The 14,236-nt window shown below is 43.9% G+C and carries 6 protein-coding genes, 19 tRNA genes, 3 rRNA genes and 1 pseudogene; 25 read left to right on the top strand and 4 right to left on the bottom strand.

Annotated elements, in window-relative coordinates:
• The first annotated feature begins 5 nt into the window (after positions 1 to 5).
• Both groL and OC529_RS01480 read left to right on the top strand, forming a co-directional pair.
• A complete protein-coding gene (groL, locus tag OC529_RS01485; protein WP_070526425.1) occupies positions 6 to 1,628 on the top strand; it encodes a chaperonin GroEL in 1,623 nt (540 codons plus the stop codon).
• A gap of 137 nt (positions 1,629 to 1,765) precedes the next feature.
• Entirely contained in the window at positions 1,766 to 2,533 is a 768-nt protein-coding gene (locus OC529_RS01480; protein WP_262081325.1) for an epoxyqueuosine reductase QueH, read from the top strand.
• Positions 2,534 to 2,603: 70 nt separating this feature from the next.
• Here OC529_RS01480 and OC529_RS01475 read toward each other — a convergent pair whose 3' ends face one another.
• Both OC529_RS01475 and recX read right to left on the bottom strand, forming a co-directional pair.
• On the bottom strand, positions 2,604 to 3,137 hold the full coding sequence (locus OC529_RS01475; RefSeq protein ID WP_000775316.1) for a DUF402 domain-containing protein: 534 nt from the start codon (positions 3,135 to 3,137) through the stop codon (positions 2,604 to 2,606).
• Positions 3,138 to 3,225: 88 nt separating this feature from the next.
• Positions 3,226 to 4,002 (bottom strand): recombination regulator RecX, encoded by a 777-nt coding sequence (gene recX / locus OC529_RS01470; protein WP_262081324.1) that lies wholly within the window; start codon positions 4,000 to 4,002, stop codon positions 3,226 to 3,228.
• Positions 4,003 to 4,039: 37 nt separating this feature from the next.
• Here recX and rlmD point away from each other — a divergent pair, with 37 nt between their 5' ends.
• The 23 genes from rlmD (at position 4,040) to OC529_RS01355 (ending at position 12,164) form a co-directional block, all read left to right on the top strand.
• Positions 4,040 to 5,395 (top strand): 23S rRNA (uracil(1939)-C(5))-methyltransferase RlmD, encoded by a 1,356-nt coding sequence (gene rlmD / locus OC529_RS01465; protein WP_262081323.1) that lies wholly within the window; start codon positions 4,040 to 4,042, stop codon positions 5,393 to 5,395.
• A gap of 61 nt (positions 5,396 to 5,456) precedes the next feature.
• Positions 5,457 to 5,528: transfer RNA gene (locus tag OC529_RS01460), tRNA-Glu, on the top strand.
• A 243-nt stretch (positions 5,529 to 5,771) separates the two neighbouring features.
• Positions 5,772 to 7,317, top strand: a 16S ribosomal RNA gene (locus tag OC529_RS01455).
• Positions 7,318 to 7,368: 51 nt separating this feature from the next.
• Positions 7,369 to 7,441, top strand: a tRNA-Ala gene (locus tag OC529_RS01450).
• A 124-nt stretch (positions 7,442 to 7,565) separates the two neighbouring features.
• Positions 7,566 to 10,466: ribosomal RNA gene (locus OC529_RS01445) — 23S ribosomal RNA — on the top strand.
• Between the two features lie 76 nt (positions 10,467 to 10,542).
• A 5S ribosomal RNA gene (rrf, locus tag OC529_RS01440) occupies positions 10,543 to 10,658 on the top strand.
• The 16S, 23S and 5S rRNA genes sit together here with 19 tRNA genes alongside, the layout of an rRNA operon.
• Before the next feature lie 4 nt (positions 10,659 to 10,662).
• Positions 10,663 to 10,735 (top strand) — tRNA-Val (locus OC529_RS01435).
• Positions 10,736 to 10,737: 2 nt separating this feature from the next.
• Positions 10,738 to 10,810: transfer RNA gene (locus tag OC529_RS01430), tRNA-Asp, on the top strand.
• A gap of 24 nt (positions 10,811 to 10,834) precedes the next feature.
• Positions 10,835 to 10,907 (top strand) — tRNA-Lys (locus tag OC529_RS01425).
• Between the two features lie 5 nt (positions 10,908 to 10,912).
• Positions 10,913 to 10,994 (top strand) — tRNA-Leu (locus OC529_RS01420).
• An 18-nt stretch (positions 10,995 to 11,012) separates the two neighbouring features.
• Positions 11,013 to 11,085: transfer RNA gene (locus tag OC529_RS01415), tRNA-Thr, on the top strand.
• 22 nt (positions 11,086 to 11,107) lie between these two features.
• A tRNA-Gly gene (locus tag OC529_RS01410) sits at positions 11,108 to 11,179 on the top strand.
• Between the two features lie 7 nt (positions 11,180 to 11,186).
• Positions 11,187 to 11,272, top strand: a tRNA-Leu gene (locus OC529_RS01405).
• Positions 11,273 to 11,283: 11 nt separating this feature from the next.
• Positions 11,284 to 11,357 (top strand) — tRNA-Arg (locus OC529_RS01400).
• Between the two features lie 15 nt (positions 11,358 to 11,372).
• A tRNA-Pro gene (locus OC529_RS01395) sits at positions 11,373 to 11,446 on the top strand.
• Between the two features lie 5 nt (positions 11,447 to 11,451).
• Positions 11,452 to 11,525 (top strand) — tRNA-Met (locus tag OC529_RS01390).
• Positions 11,526 to 11,538: 13 nt separating this feature from the next.
• Positions 11,539 to 11,612: transfer RNA gene (locus tag OC529_RS01385), tRNA-Ile, on the top strand.
• A gap of 10 nt (positions 11,613 to 11,622) precedes the next feature.
• Positions 11,623 to 11,712 (top strand) — tRNA-Ser (locus tag OC529_RS01380).
• Between the two features lie 9 nt (positions 11,713 to 11,721).
• A tRNA-Met gene (locus OC529_RS01375) sits at positions 11,722 to 11,795 on the top strand.
• A gap of 3 nt (positions 11,796 to 11,798) precedes the next feature.
• A tRNA-Phe gene (locus OC529_RS01370) sits at positions 11,799 to 11,871 on the top strand.
• 20 nt (positions 11,872 to 11,891) lie between these two features.
• A tRNA-Gly gene (locus tag OC529_RS01365) sits at positions 11,892 to 11,962 on the top strand.
• A gap of 34 nt (positions 11,963 to 11,996) precedes the next feature.
• Positions 11,997 to 12,070, top strand: a tRNA-Ile gene (locus OC529_RS01360).
• 6 nt (positions 12,071 to 12,076) lie between these two features.
• Positions 12,077 to 12,164, top strand: a tRNA-Ser gene (locus OC529_RS01355).
• 178 nt (positions 12,165 to 12,342) lie between these two features.
• Here the strand turns inward: OC529_RS01355 and birA are convergent.
• Both birA and OC529_RS01345 read right to left on the bottom strand, forming a co-directional pair.
• Complete coding sequence (gene birA, locus OC529_RS01350) at positions 12,343 to 13,278, bottom strand: bifunctional biotin--[acetyl-CoA-carboxylase] ligase/biotin operon repressor BirA (RefSeq protein WP_262081322.1); 936 nt, start codon at positions 13,276 to 13,278, stop codon at positions 12,343 to 12,345.
• Positions 13,275 to 14,134, bottom strand: a pseudogene (locus OC529_RS01345) (AraC family transcriptional regulator). The gene birA and the pseudogene OC529_RS01345 overlap by 4 nt, the downstream one beginning before the upstream one ends.
• Positions 14,135 to 14,236 lie beyond the last annotated feature (102 nt).

Below are 14,236 nucleotides of genomic sequence, written 5' to 3'. Positions count from 1 at the left end.
TAAGTATGTCAAAAGAAATTAAATTTTCATCAGATGCCCGTTCAGCTATGGTTCGTGGTGTCGATATCCTTGCAGATACTGTTAAAGTAACCTTGGGACCAAAAGGTCGTAACGTTGTGTTGGAAAAATCATTTGGCTCACCCTTGATTACCAATGATGGTGTGACCATTGCCAAAGAAATTGAATTGGAAGATCATTTTGAAAATATGGGTGCCAAATTGGTATCAGAAGTAGCTTCAAAAACCAATGATATTGCGGGTGATGGGACTACAACTGCAACTGTTTTGACCCAAGCTATCGTCCGTGAAGGAATCAAAAACGTCACTGCAGGTGCCAATCCAATCGGCATTCGTCGCGGGATTGAAACAGCAGTTGCTGCAGCAGTAGAAGCCTTGAAAAATAATGCCATCCCTGTCGCTAATAAAGAAGCCATCGCTCAGGTTGCTGCTGTATCTTCTCGTTCTGAAAAAGTCGGTGAGTACATTTCTGAAGCTATGGAAAAAGTTGGCAAAGATGGAGTCATCACTATCGAAGAGTCACGTGGTATGGAAACAGAGCTTGAAGTCGTAGAAGGAATGCAGTTCGACCGTGGTTATCTTTCACAGTACATGGTGACAGATAGCGAAAAAATGGTGGCTGACCTTGAAAATCCATACATTTTGATTACAGACAAGAAGATTTCCAATATCCAAGAAATCTTGCCACTTTTGGAAAGCATTCTCCAAAGCAATCGTCCGCTCTTGATTATTGCGGATGATGTGGATGGCGAAGCTCTTCCAACTCTTGTTTTGAACAAGATTCGTGGAACCTTCAACGTGGTGGCAGTCAAGGCGCCTGGATTTGGTGACCGTCGTAAAGCTATGCTAGAAGACATTGCAATCTTGACAGGCGGAACAGTTATCACAGAAGACCTTGGTCTTGAGTTGAAAGATGCGACAATTGAAGCTCTTGGTCAAGCAGCGAGAGTAACTGTGGACAAAGATAGCACGGTTATCGTAGAAGGTGCTGGAAATCCTGAAGCGATTTCTCACCGTGTTGCGGTTATCAAATCTCAAATCGAAACTACAACTTCTGAGTTTGACCGTGAAAAATTGCAAGAACGCTTGGCAAAATTGTCAGGTGGTGTAGCGGTTATTAAGGTCGGAGCCGCAACTGAAACTGAGTTGAAAGAAATGAAACTCCGCATTGAAGATGCCCTCAACGCTACTCGTGCAGCTGTTGAAGAAGGAATCGTTGCAGGTGGTGGAACAGCCCTTGTAAATGTTATCCCAGCCGTGGCTGATTTGGAATTGACAGGAGACGAAGCAACAGGACGCAATATTGTTCTCCGTGCATTGGAAGAACCAGTTCGTCAAATTGCTCACAATGCAGGATTTGAAGGCTCAATCGTTATCGATCGCTTGAAGAATGCTGAAGTTGGTACAGGCTTCAACGCAGCAACTGGCGAATGGGTCAACATGATTGAAGAGGGAATCATCGACCCAGTTAAAGTGAGCCGTTCAGCCCTACAAAATGCAGCATCTGTAGCCAGCTTGATTTTGACTACGGAAGCAGTCGTAGCTAATAAACCAGAACCAGCAGCCCCAGCTCCAGCAATGGATCCAAGCATGATGGGCGGGATGATGTAAGCTTTCTATAGAAAATAACTTATAAAAAACACAAAAGGAGGGAATGCCTATTCCTCCTTTTTATGATGTTCATTTCTAAATTGATTTGAGCTCTCCTAACTTATATGATAAAATAAGACTAGAAAAAGGAGAAGAACATGATCGATGTAGAAGAGATTCTGAGCAAGATGAACCCCAATCAGAAGATTAATTATGACCGTATTATGCAGAAAATGGTACAAGTATGGGAGAAAAATGAGCAGCGGCCAACTATTCTCATGCATGTTTGCTGTGCCCCTTGCAGTACCTATACCCTCGAATATTTGACTAAGTATGCAGATGTGACTATCTATTTTGCCAATTCTAATATCCATCCCAAGGCAGAATACCATAAGCGGGCTTACGTCACCAAGAAATTTGTCAGTGATTTCAATGAGAGGACAGGAAATACGGTTCAGTACCTAGAAGCTCCCTACGAACCAAATGAATACCGTAAGTTAGTCAGAGGACTAGAGGAGGAGCCTGAAGGTGGCGACCGTTGCAAGGTTTGCTTTGACTACCGACTGGATAAGACAGCGCAAGTGGCTATGGACTTGGGTTTTGACTACTTTGGCTCAGCTTTGACCATCAGTCCTCATAAGAATTCTCAAACCATCAACAGCATCGGAATTGATGTGCAAAAAATTTACACAACACACTATCTTCCAAGTGATTTCAAGAAAAATCAAGGCTACAAACGTTCAGTAGAGATGTGTGAAGAGTATGACATTTACCGTCAATGTTATTGTGGATGTGTCTATGCGGCTCAAGCTCAGAATATTGACTTGGTTCAGGTTAAGAAGGACGCTACAGCTTTCTTACTGGATAAGGATGTTGAAAAAGACTATTCCCATATCAAATTTACAGTTACAAAATTAGATATATAAGGATAAGCCCAGCTGTAAAGCTGGGTTTTTCAAATAAAAAAACCAGGGCTTTCACCCTAGCTTGACAACTTTACCGATTCTTTAGTTCTACATAGCGCTTGTACCAAATGTTTACATAGGCTTCTGAGAAAGGACCACGTCCATTGTTAATCCAATCAACAAGAATTTTGACATGTTCTTTTAAAATGTAGTCCAAGTCATCAGAATAATTCATTTTGCGTTTGTGACGCTCATACTCCTCAACGTCCAAGAGACGTTTTTCCCCATCTGTAAAAATTTTAACATCCAAATCATAATCAATATACTTCAGTGCTTCTTCATCCAGATAGTAGGGGCTAGCCATATTGCAATAGTAGGAAATTCCATTATCACGAATCATGGCAATGATATTAAACCAATATTTCTTGTGAAAGTAAACAATAGCCGGTTCTCGAGTAACCCAACGACGACCATCACTTTCGGTAACAAGTGTATGATCGTTGACACCAATAATGGCGTTTTCTGTTGTTTTTAGTACCATGGTGTCCCGCCAAGTTCGGTGGAGACTCCCATCATGCTTATAACTTTGAATTGTAATAAAGTCGCCTTCTTTTGGAAGCTTCATAACTAACCAACTTTCTACAATTTATAAGTTTATCATTTACTATTGTACCATAAAATTACCTAAAATCTGTGAATTTCACTTAGAAATATTAAAGATATTCTCTAAGAGCGCTTGCTATATCCGAAAAATCGTAGCCTTTGCGTGCTAAAACTTGGGTTAAACGCTGTTTAAGTTCGTATCCTTCATACTTTCGAGCATACTTAGCATATTGTTTATCAAGCTCCTTGAAAATGAGTTCTTGAGTCGTTTCTTGGTCAACTTGACTATCCAATTCGTCAAAGGCACTTTTAGCATCAGAATAGGAAAAACCCTTGTTGGTCAGATTTTGTATAATCTTATCATGCAAAGCACGAGCAGGAAGCATTCCCTCATATTTTTTCAATAGTTTATTAGCTACACGTTGAGCAACTTCAGAAAAATCAAATTCTTTCAAGTTCTCTTCTATAGTAGATTTTGAAATCCCTTTTTGAGCTAGTTTCTGAGTCAGTACATAAGGCCCCTTGTCTCCTGAAAGTTGATTGGCATTGATGATAGCATAAGCGTACTGGCCATCATTAATCCAATTATCCTTTTTAAGATTAGCAATGACTTGAGAAACTATGTTTTCATCAATATTGTATTTTTTCAGATATTCTCTGACTTCTTTTTCAGTGCGTGCTTTAAAGGATAGGTGGTAGAGGGCTAGATTCTTACCATAAGAAAATTGAGCAAAGTCCTGAATCTCTTTCAATTCCTCTTCGATTATCACCTTATCTCTTGATAACATAAAACGAACAATAGTATCTTCAGTAATGTAGCATTTGTCGCCATTATCAAGCTCCATCAGATAGAGTCTTTTTTTCTTTTCAAGTTTTGTGATTTTCATAGTTCTATTATAACTCAAAATGTGATAAGATAGGGGTATGAATCTGAAAGTGAAACAAAAAATACCATTAAAAATCAAGCGCATGGGAATTAATGGTGAGGGAATCGGCTTTTATCAAAAAACATTAGTCTTTGTGCCTGGTGCTCTCAAAGGAGAAGATATCTATTGTCAGATTACTTCTATTAAACGCAACTTTGTTGAGGCAAAATTACTGAAGGTCAACAAGAAGTCTAAATTCCGTGTTGTGCCAGCATGTACTATTTACAATGAGTGCGGAGGTTGCCAAATCATGCACCTGCATTATGATAAGCAGCTGGAGTTCAAGACGGACTTACTTTATCAAGCGCTGAAAAAATTTGCCCCTGCAGGATATGAAAATTATGAAATCCGCCCGACGATTGGAATGCAGGAACCCAAGTACTATCGTGCTAAGTTACAATTTCAGACTCGAAAATTTAAAAATCAGGTCAAGGCGGGCTTATATGCACAGAACTCTCATTATTTGGTAGAGTTGAAAGACTGCCTAGTGCAAGATAAGGAAACCCAAGTGATTGCTAATCGTCTAGCAGAATTACTTACTTATCACCAAATTTCAATCACGGATGAGAGAAAAGTTCTAGGTGTTAGAACGATAATGGTTCGACGAGCAAGAAAGACTGGGCAGGTTCAGATTATTATTGTTACAAACCGCCAGCTTAATTTAACCCAACTAGTAAAAGACTTAGTTAAAGATTTCCCAGAAGTTATGACAGTAGCTGTGAATACAAATACAGCTAAAACCAGTGAGATTTATGGTGAAAAGACAGAGATTATCTGGGGACAAGAGAGTATTCAAGAAGGTGTTCTTGATTATGAATTTTCACTATCCCCTCGAGCATTCTATCAACTAAATCCTGAACAAACAGAAGTCCTCTATAGTGAGGCGGTAAAAGCGCTGGATGTTGATAAAGAAGACCATTTGATTGACGCTTATTGTGGAGTTGGAACGATTGGATTTGCCTTCGCAAAGAAAGTTAAAACACTCAGAGGTATGGATATTATTCCAGAAGCCATTGAAGATGCCAAGCGAAATGCTAAAAGAATGGGATTTGACAATACTCATTATGAAGCTGGAACGGCAGAAGAGATTATTCCTCGTTGGTACAAGGAAGGCTACCGAGCAGATGCTCTGATTGTGGACCCACCACGTACAGGTCTGGATGATAAGTTATTAGATACTATTCTTACTTATGTACCAGAAAAAATGGTTTATATTTCTTGTAATGTTTCGACCTTGGCTCGTGATTTGGTACGCTTAGTAGAAGTCTATGATCTCCATTATATCCAGTCGGTCGATATGTTCCCACATACAGCTCGAACTGAAGCTGTTGTAAAATTAATAAAAAAAGTTTAAAAAAGGTGTTGACAAAGTTTGAAAAGCCTGTATAATAGTAAGAGTTGAAAATAACAACTCTGGTCCGTTGGTCAAGGGGTTAAGACACCGCCTTTTCACGGCGGTAACACGGGTTCGAATCCCGTACGGACTATGGTATGTTGCAGTTGGAAATACTTGATGAAAAAAGTTTTAAAAAAGTTTCAAAAAAGTGTTGACAAGCGAAAGCGACTGTGATATACTAATATAGTTGTCGCTTGAGAGAAGCGAGTGACAAAGACCTTTGAAAACTGAACAAGACGAACCAATGTGCAGGGCACTACAACTAAGGTTGTAGTACTGAACAATGAAAAAACAATAAATCTGTCAGTGACAGAAATGAGTGAGAACTCAAACTTTTAATGAGAGTTTGATCCTGGCTCAGGACGAACGCTGGCGGCGTGCCTAATACATGCAAGTAGAACGCTGAAGGAGGAGCTTGCTTCTCCGGATGAGTTGCGAACGGGTGAGTAACGCGTAGGTAACCTGCCTGGTAGCGGGGGATAACTATTGGAAACGATAGCTAATACCGCATAAGAGTAGATGTTGCATGACATTTGCTTAAAAGGTGCAATTGCATCACTACCAGATGGACCTGCGTTGTATTAGCTAGTTGGTGGGGTAACGGCTCACCAAGGCGACGATACATAGCCGACCTGAGAGGGTGATCGGCCACACTGGGACTGAGACACGGCCCAGACTCCTACGGGAGGCAGCAGTAGGGAATCTTCGGCAATGGACGGAAGTCTGACCGAGCAACGCCGCGTGAGTGAAGAAGGTTTTCGGATCGTAAAGCTCTGTTGTAAGAGAAGAACGAGTGTGAGAGTGGAAAGTTCACACTGTGACGGTATCTTACCAGAAAGGGACGGCTAACTACGTGCCAGCAGCCGCGGTAATACGTAGGTCCCGAGCGTTGTCCGGATTTATTGGGCGTAAAGCGAGCGCAGGCGGTTAGATAAGTCTGAAGTTAAAGGCTGTGGCTTAACCATAGTACGCTTTGGAAACTGTTTAACTTGAGTGCAAGAGGGGAGAGTGGAATTCCATGTGTAGCGGTGAAATGCGTAGATATATGGAGGAACACCGGTGGCGAAAGCGGCTCTCTGGCTTGTAACTGACGCTGAGGCTCGAAAGCGTGGGGAGCAAACAGGATTAGATACCCTGGTAGTCCACGCCGTAAACGATGAGTGCTAGGTGTTAGACCCTTTCCGGGGTTTAGTGCCGTAGCTAACGCATTAAGCACTCCGCCTGGGGAGTACGACCGCAAGGTTGAAACTCAAAGGAATTGACGGGGGCCCGCACAAGCGGTGGAGCATGTGGTTTAATTCGAAGCAACGCGAAGAACCTTACCAGGTCTTGACATCCCTCTGACCGCTCTAGAGATAGAGTTTTCCTTCGGGACAGAGGTGACAGGTGGTGCATGGTTGTCGTCAGCTCGTGTCGTGAGATGTTGGGTTAAGTCCCGCAACGAGCGCAACCCCTATTGTTAGTTGCCATCATTCAGTTGGGCACTCTAGCGAGACTGCCGGTAATAAACCGGAGGAAGGTGGGGATGACGTCAAATCATCATGCCCCTTATGACCTGGGCTACACACGTGCTACAATGGCTGGTACAACGAGTCGCAAGCCGGTGACGGCAAGCTAATCTCTTAAAGCCAGTCTCAGTTCGGATTGTAGGCTGCAACTCGCCTACATGAAGTCGGAATCGCTAGTAATCGCGGATCAGCACGCCGCGGTGAATACGTTCCCGGGCCTTGTACACACCGCCCGTCACACCACGAGAGTTTGTAACACCCGAAGTCGGTGAGGTAACCGTAAGGAGCCAGCCGCCTAAGGTGGGATAGATGATTGGGGTGAAGTCGTAACAAGGTAGCCGTATCGGAAGGTGCGGCTGGATCACCTCCTTTCTAAGGATAAGGAACTGCGCATTGGTCTTGTTTAGTCTTGAGAGGTCTTGTGGGGCCTTAGCTCAGCTGGGAGAGCGCCTGCTTTGCACGCAGGAGGTCAGCGGTTCGATCCCGCTAGGCTCCATTGGTGAGAGATCACCAAGTAATGCACATTGAAAATTGAATATCTATATCAAATAGTAACAAGAAAATAAACCGAAAACGCTGTAGTATTAATAAGAGTTTATGACTGAAAGGTCAAAAAATAAGGTTAAGTTAATAAGGGCGCACGGTGGATGCCTTGGCACTAGGAGCCGAAGAAGGACGTGACAAACGACGATATGCCTTGGGTAGCTGTAAGTAAGCGATGATCCAGGGATTTCCGAATGGGGGAACCCAACAGGTACTACCTGTTACCCGCATCTGTTAAGGATGTGAGGAGGAAGACGCAGTGAACTGAAACATCTAAGTAGCTGCAGGAAGAGAAAGCAAAAGCGATTGCCTTAGTAGCGGCGAGCGAAACGGCAGAAGGGCAAACCGAAGAGTTTACTCTTCGGGGTTGTAGGACTGCAATGTGGACTCAAAGATTATAGAAGAATGATTTGGGAAGATCAGCCAAAGAGAGTAATAGCCTCGTATTTAAAATAGTCTTTGTACCTAGCAGTATCCTGAGTACGGCGGGACACGTGAAATCCCGTCGGAATCTGGGAGGACCATCTCCCAACCCTAAATACTCCCTAGTGACCGATAGTGAACCAGTACCGTGAGGGAAAGGTGAAAAGCACCCCGGGAGGGGAGTGAAATAGAACCTGAAACCGTGTGCCTACAACAAGTTCGAGCCCGTTAATGGGTGAGAGCGTGCCTTTTGTAGAATGAACCGGCGAGTTACGTTATGATGCGAGGTTAAGTTGAAGAGACGGAGCCGTAGGGAAACCGAGTCTGAACAGGGCGAATTAGTATCATGACGTAGACCCGAAACCATGTGACCTACCCATGAGCAGGTTGAAGGTGCGGTAAGACGCACTGGAGGACCGAACCAGGGCACGTTGAAAAGTGCTTGGATGACTTGTGGGTAGCGGAGAAATTCCAAACGAACTTGGAGATAGCTGGTTCTCTCCGAAATAGCTTTAGGGCTAGCGTCGACATAAAGATTCTTGGAGGTAGAGCACTGTTTGGGTGAGGGGTCCATCCCGGATTACCAATCTCAGATAAACTCCGAATGCCAATGAATTATGGTCGGCAGTCAGACTGCGAGTGCTAAGATCCGTAGTCGAAAGGGAAACAGCCCAGACCACCAGCTAAGGTCCCAAAATAATTGTTAAGTGGAAAAGGATGTGGGGTTGCACAGACAACTAGGATGTTAGCTTAGAAGCAGCTATTCATTCAAAGAGTGCGTAATAGCTCACTAGTCGAGTGACCCTGCGCCGAAAATGTACCGGGGCTAAAACAATTTACCGAAGCTGTGGATACCTTTATAGGTATGGTAGGAGAGCGTTCTATGTGTGAAGAAGGTGTACCGTGAGGAGCGCTGGAACGCATAGAAGTGAGAATGCCGGTATGAGTAGCGAAAGACAGGTGAGAATCCTGTCCACCGTAAGACTAAGGTTTCCAGGGGAAGGCTCGTCCGCCCTGGGTTAGTCGGGACCTAAGGAGAGACCGAAAGGTGTATCCGATGGACAACAGGTTGATATTCCTGTACTAGAGTATGTAGTGATGGAGGGACGCAGTAGGCTAACTAAAGCAGACGATTGGAAGTGTCTGTCTAAGCAGTGAGGTGTGAATTGAGTTAAATGCTTAGTTCTATAACATTGAGCTGTGATGGGGAGCGAAGTTTAGTAGCGAAGTTAGTGACGTCACACTGCCAAGAAAAGCTTCTAGCGTTTAAACATACTCTACCCGTACCGCAAACCGACACAGGTAGTCGAGGCGAGTAGCCTCAGGTGAGCGAGAGAACTCTCGTTAAGGAACTCGGCAAAATGACCCCGTAACTTCGGGAGAAGGGGTGCTGACTTTACGTCAGCCGCAGTGAATAGGCCCAAGCAACTGTTTATCAAAAACACAGCTCTCTGCTAAATCGTAAGATGATGTATAGGGGGTGACGCCTGCCCGGTGCTGGAAGGTTAAGAGGAGTGCTTAGCGTAAGCGAAGGTATGAATTGAAGCCCCAGTAAACGGCGGCCGTAACTATAACGGTCCTAAGGTAGCGAAATTCCTTGTCGGGTAAGTTCCGACCCGCACGAAAGGCGTAATGATTTGGGCACTGTCTCAACGAGAGACTCGGTGAAATTTTAGTACCTGTGAAGATGCAGGTTACCCGCGACAGGACGGAAAGACCCCATGGAGCTTTACTGCAGTTTGATATTGAGTGTCTGTACCACATGTACAGGATAGGTAGGAGTCTATGAGATCGGGACGCCAGTTTCGAAGGAGACGTTGTTGGGATACTACCCTTGTGTTATGGCCACTCTAACCCAGATAGGTGATCCCTATCGGAGACAGTGTCTGACGGGCAGTTTGACTGGGGCGGTCGCCTCCTAAAAGGTAACGGAGGCGCCCAAAGGTTCCCTCAGAATGGTTGGAAATCATTCGCAGAGTGTAAAGGTATAAGGGAGCTTGACTGCGAGAGCTACAACTCGAGCAGGGACGAAAGTCGGGCTTAGTGATCCGGTGGTTCCGTATGGAAGGGCCATCGCTCAACGGATAAAAGCTACCCTGGGGATAACAGGCTTATCTCCCCCAAGAGTTCACATCGACGGGGAGGTTTGGCACCTCGATGTCGGCTCGTCGCATCCTGGGGCTGTAGTCGGTCCCAAGGGTTGGGCTGTTCGCCCATTAAAGCGGCACGCGAGCTGGGTTCAGAACGTCGTGAGACAGTTCGGTCCCTATCCGTCGCGGGCGTAGGAAATTTGAGAGGATCTGCTCCTAGTACGAGAGGACCAGAGTGGACTTACCGCTGGTGTACCAGTTGTCTTGCCAAAGGCATCGCTGGGTAGCTATGTAGGGAAGGGATAAACGCTGAAAGCATCTAAGTGTGAAACCCACCTCAAGATGAGATTTCCCATGATTTTATATCAGTAAGAGCCCTGAGAGATGATCAGGTAGATAGGTTAGAAGTGGAAGTGTGGCGACACATGTAGCGGACTAATACTAATAGCTCGAGGACTTATCCAAAGTAACTGAGAATACGAAAGCGAACGGTTTTCTTGGTTTGAATAGATATTCAATTTTGAGTAGGTATTACTCAGAGTTAAGTGACGATAGCCTAGGAGATACACCTGTACCCATGCCGAACACAGAAGTTAAGCCCTAGAACGCCGGAAGTAGTTGGGGGTTGCCCCCTGTGAGATATGGAAGTCGCTTAGCTCTAGGGAGTTTAGCTCAGCTGGGAGAGCATCTGCCTTACAAGCAGAGGGTCAGCGGTTCGATCCCGTTAACTCCCAAAGGTCCCGTAGTGTAGCGGTTATCACGTCGCCCTGTCACGGCGAAGATCGCGGGTTCGATTCCCGTCGGGACCGTTTAAGATAACAGAAGTTATTTTAGACTCGTTAGCTCAGTTGGTAGAGCAATTGACTTTTAATCAATGGGTCACTGGTTCGAGCCCAGTACGGGTCATATCTGCGGGTTTGGCGGAATTGGCAGACGCACCAGATTTAGGATCTGGCGCTTAACGGCGTGGGGGTTCAAGTCCCTTAACCCGCATTAAGATATAATAAATGAGCCGGCTTAGCTCAGTTGGTAGAGCATCTGATTTGTAATCAGAGGGTCGCGTGTTCAAGTCATGTAGCCGGCATTTTTAGATAGAAGAAAACAGTGCGAACGTAGTTCAGTGGTAGAACACCACCTTGCCAAGGTGGGGGTCGCGGGTTCGAATCCCGTCGTTCGCTTAGAGAGGCCGGGGTGGCGGAACTGGCAGACGCACAGGACTTAAAATCCTGCGATTGGTAACGATCGTACCGGTTCGATTCCGGTCCTCGGCATAAACTAATGAGCACCCTTAGCTCAACTGGATAGAGTACCTGACTACGAATCAGGCGGTTAGAGGTTCGACTCCTCTAGGGTGCATTTTTCTATTTAACTCGGGAAGTAGCTCAGCTTGGTAGAGTACTTGGTTTGGGACCAAGGTGTCGCAGGTTCGAATCCTGTCTTCCCGATACATGGCGGTGTAGCTCAGCTGGCTAGAGCGTCCGGTTCATACCCGGGAGGTCGGGGGTTCGATCCCCTTCGCCGCTATAATGATCTTGTCGGACCTTTAGCTCAGCTGGTTAGAGCTCTCGGCTCATAACCGAGTGGTCGTAGGTTCAAGTCCTACAAGGTCCATTTGAATATTGGAGGATTACCCAAGTCCGGCTGAAGGGAACGGTCTTGAAAACCGTCAGGCGTGTAAAAGCGTGCGTGGGTTCGAATCCCACATCCTCCTTTTTATTAACGCGGGATGGAGCAGCTCGGTAGCTCGTCGGGCTCATAACCCGAAGGTCGTAGGTTCAAATCCTGCTCCCGCAATAAGGCTCGGTAGCTCAGTTGGTAGAGCAATGGATTGAAGCTCCATGTGTCGGCGGTTCGATTCCGTCTCGCGCCATTTTTACTTATAGTATGTATGCGGGTGTAGTTTAGTGGTAAAACTACAGCCTTCCAAGCTGTTGTCGCGAGTTCGATTCTCGTCACCCGCTTTGAACTTTGTTCAAATTACCAAGTTTTTAACTTGGGCGCGTAGCTCAGGTGGTTAGAGCGCACGCCTGATAAGCGTGAGGTCGGTGGTTCGAGTCCACTCGTGCCCATTAATTGGAGAATTACTCAAGAGGCTGAAGAGGACGGTTTGCTAAATCGTTAGGTCGGGTAACTGGCGCAAGGGTTCGAATCCCTTATTCTCCGTTTTAATGAGAGTTTGTAACTCTCATTTTTATTTTTAGAGACAATAAAACTTCAGATTTGTAAAACTTAATTGGATTACTTATCTGAAGTTTTTTTGCGCTCTTTGTCAACTGTTGTGGGCAGAAGAAAGGCTAGAATCTTTATATATTGTTGATTTTATGGTTGTGCTTGTTTATTACTACTTCCAACTATTGAGAGAAATTTCTCCGCTATTGAGCCAGATTTCTTTTCCGTTATCACATTGAATTAAAAGTTTTCCATTTTCTGAGATGTCTTTAGCAAGTCCCTTGTAGTCTTTTTGTTCTAGTGTGAAAGTAACTTCTTTTCCTAGAACGAATGACTGTTTTTTATATAGGTATAATAGCTCCTCTGCTGGTGTTTCGAAGAAAGCACGCCAGATTTCTATGATCAATTCATTCCTTGTTATAGGAGCTGTAGTTTTAAATAAGCTAGCAGCTTTTTCTTTTAATTCCTGAGGGAAGTCTTTAATGGTGAAATTGATACCTACTCCAATAATGATATCTGTGACTAAGCTTGTTTCTACAGAGGTCATTGCTTCAGTGAGAATTCCTCCAATTTTATGATTGTTTAGATAGATATCATTGACCCATTTTATGTCGACATCTATTAAAGTTAGGTTCTTAATAGCTTTGTAGATAGCTCCTGCTACAAGTAGTGTGTAGGACGGTAATTTGTCGTAAGGAAGATTTGGTTTGAGATGGAGTGTCATATAAATACCACCTTGTGGTGAGTAGAAGGAACGTTGAAAACGGCCTCGGCCTGCTGTTTGATAGGAAGCTAGATAGAGGGTATTTGCTTCATGGCCTAAATCAATTGCTTCTTTTGCATCTAGTTGTGTTGATTTTGTTTCGGTTTTAAAGCTGACTTTAATTGGAAGATTTTCTTCTAGAATCTCTGGAAGAATAAGGTCACCATTCACCAGTTTATAGCCTTTGTTTTTGATACTATCAATTTCAATGCCTTCTTGTTCTAGCCGCCTGATGGCTTTCCAAATTGATGTTCTGCTGAGGGATAGTTCTTCTGCGATTTTTTCTCCGCTGATATAATCGGTTTCTTTAGCTAGAATCTGGTAGACAGCTTGGTAGGATTTCATAGTGTTTCCTTTCTCACTAGTTGGTACTGAGAGTATCTTTTCTTGTATGACTTGGAGTCTGATTAAAGTATTGTTTATAAGCTTTTGAAAAATGGAGTGGATCTGAAAAACCTACTGAGTATGCAATTACCTTGATGGACTCTTGGGTATTTTCGAGAAGTTGTTTAGCTCGGTGCATTCGAACGTAGAGTAGGTATTCTTTGGGTGATAAGGTATTAAATTCTTTGAATACGCTTGATAAGTAGCTTCTGTGAACGGATAGCTCTTTTGCTAAATCTTGAATTGTAAGTGATTGAGGATAGTGGCTATCAATTAATCGTTTGCATTCAAGATAGAGTTGGTAGGTTGATGAAATATTCTTTTTTTTCTGATTGGGAGCAATAGTTCCCAGATGAAACATCAGTTCATGGAGTTGTCCCATGATATGGAGTTGAGCTAATTCATTTGATTTTGTAATCTGAGCGAAGCGGACAATGTCTGAGATGAGTTTTGCAGTAGACTGAGTATGACAAGTTTCAGATTGGACGAGATAGGATTGGTCAGAAATTTGAGAAAGAGCAAAATAGTCAGGAGCTTTCCCTCCAGTGATTCCTAACCAGTAGTAGGCCCAAGGTTCTTTACTATCTGCTTGATAAAAGGTTAGTTCATCTGGTTTTAATAGAAAGAAATCTCCTTCTTTTAAATCAACAATTTTACCCTTGTAATGAAATTTTCCTTGTCCTTTAGTAATGTAATGTAGAACGTATGTATCTCGAATTGCTGGACCAAAAGAGTAATTAGGTGTGCATTCCTCATATCCATAAAAGCTTAGGGAAAGGTCAATTGTTCCAGTCTGGTATTCTGAAAAAACTAGCATGTGCTACCTCCTACCTAACATTTTACCATATTCTTGAGACATTTTTCTATTTTAGAAAGCGATTTCAGATGATAAAATAGAGTCAATAAAGTGATGAGGTGA

It is taken from the genome of Streptococcus sp. Marseille-Q5855, from assembly GCF_946901985.1.
Taxonomy (GTDB): Bacteria; Bacillota; Bacilli; order Lactobacillales; family Streptococcaceae; genus Streptococcus.
This window is presented reverse-complemented; position numbering and strand designations above follow the sequence as displayed.

Bases quoted from the DNA above. Each gene is read 5' to 3' on its own strand.
- OC529_RS01475 (WP_000775316.1), bottom strand. From the start codon at position 3,137: ATGAAGCTTCCAAAAGAAGGCGACTTTATTACAATTCAAAGTTATAAG.
- rlmD (WP_262081323.1), top strand. From the start codon at position 4,040: ATGAATCTGAAAGTGAAACAAAAAATACCATTAAAAATCAAGCGCATG.
- recX (WP_262081324.1), bottom strand. From the start codon at position 4,002: ATGAAAATCACAAAACTTGAAAAGAAAAAAAGACTCTATCTGATGGAG.
- OC529_RS01480 (WP_262081325.1), top strand. From the start codon at position 1,766: ATGATCGATGTAGAAGAGATTCTGAGCAAGATGAACCCCAATCAGAAG.
- groL (WP_070526425.1), top strand. From the start codon at position 6: ATGTCAAAAGAAATTAAATTTTCATCAGATGCCCGTTCAGCTATGGTT.
- birA (WP_262081322.1), bottom strand. From the start codon at position 13,278: ATGAAATCCTACCAAGCTGTCTACCAGATTCTAGCTAAAGAAACCGAT.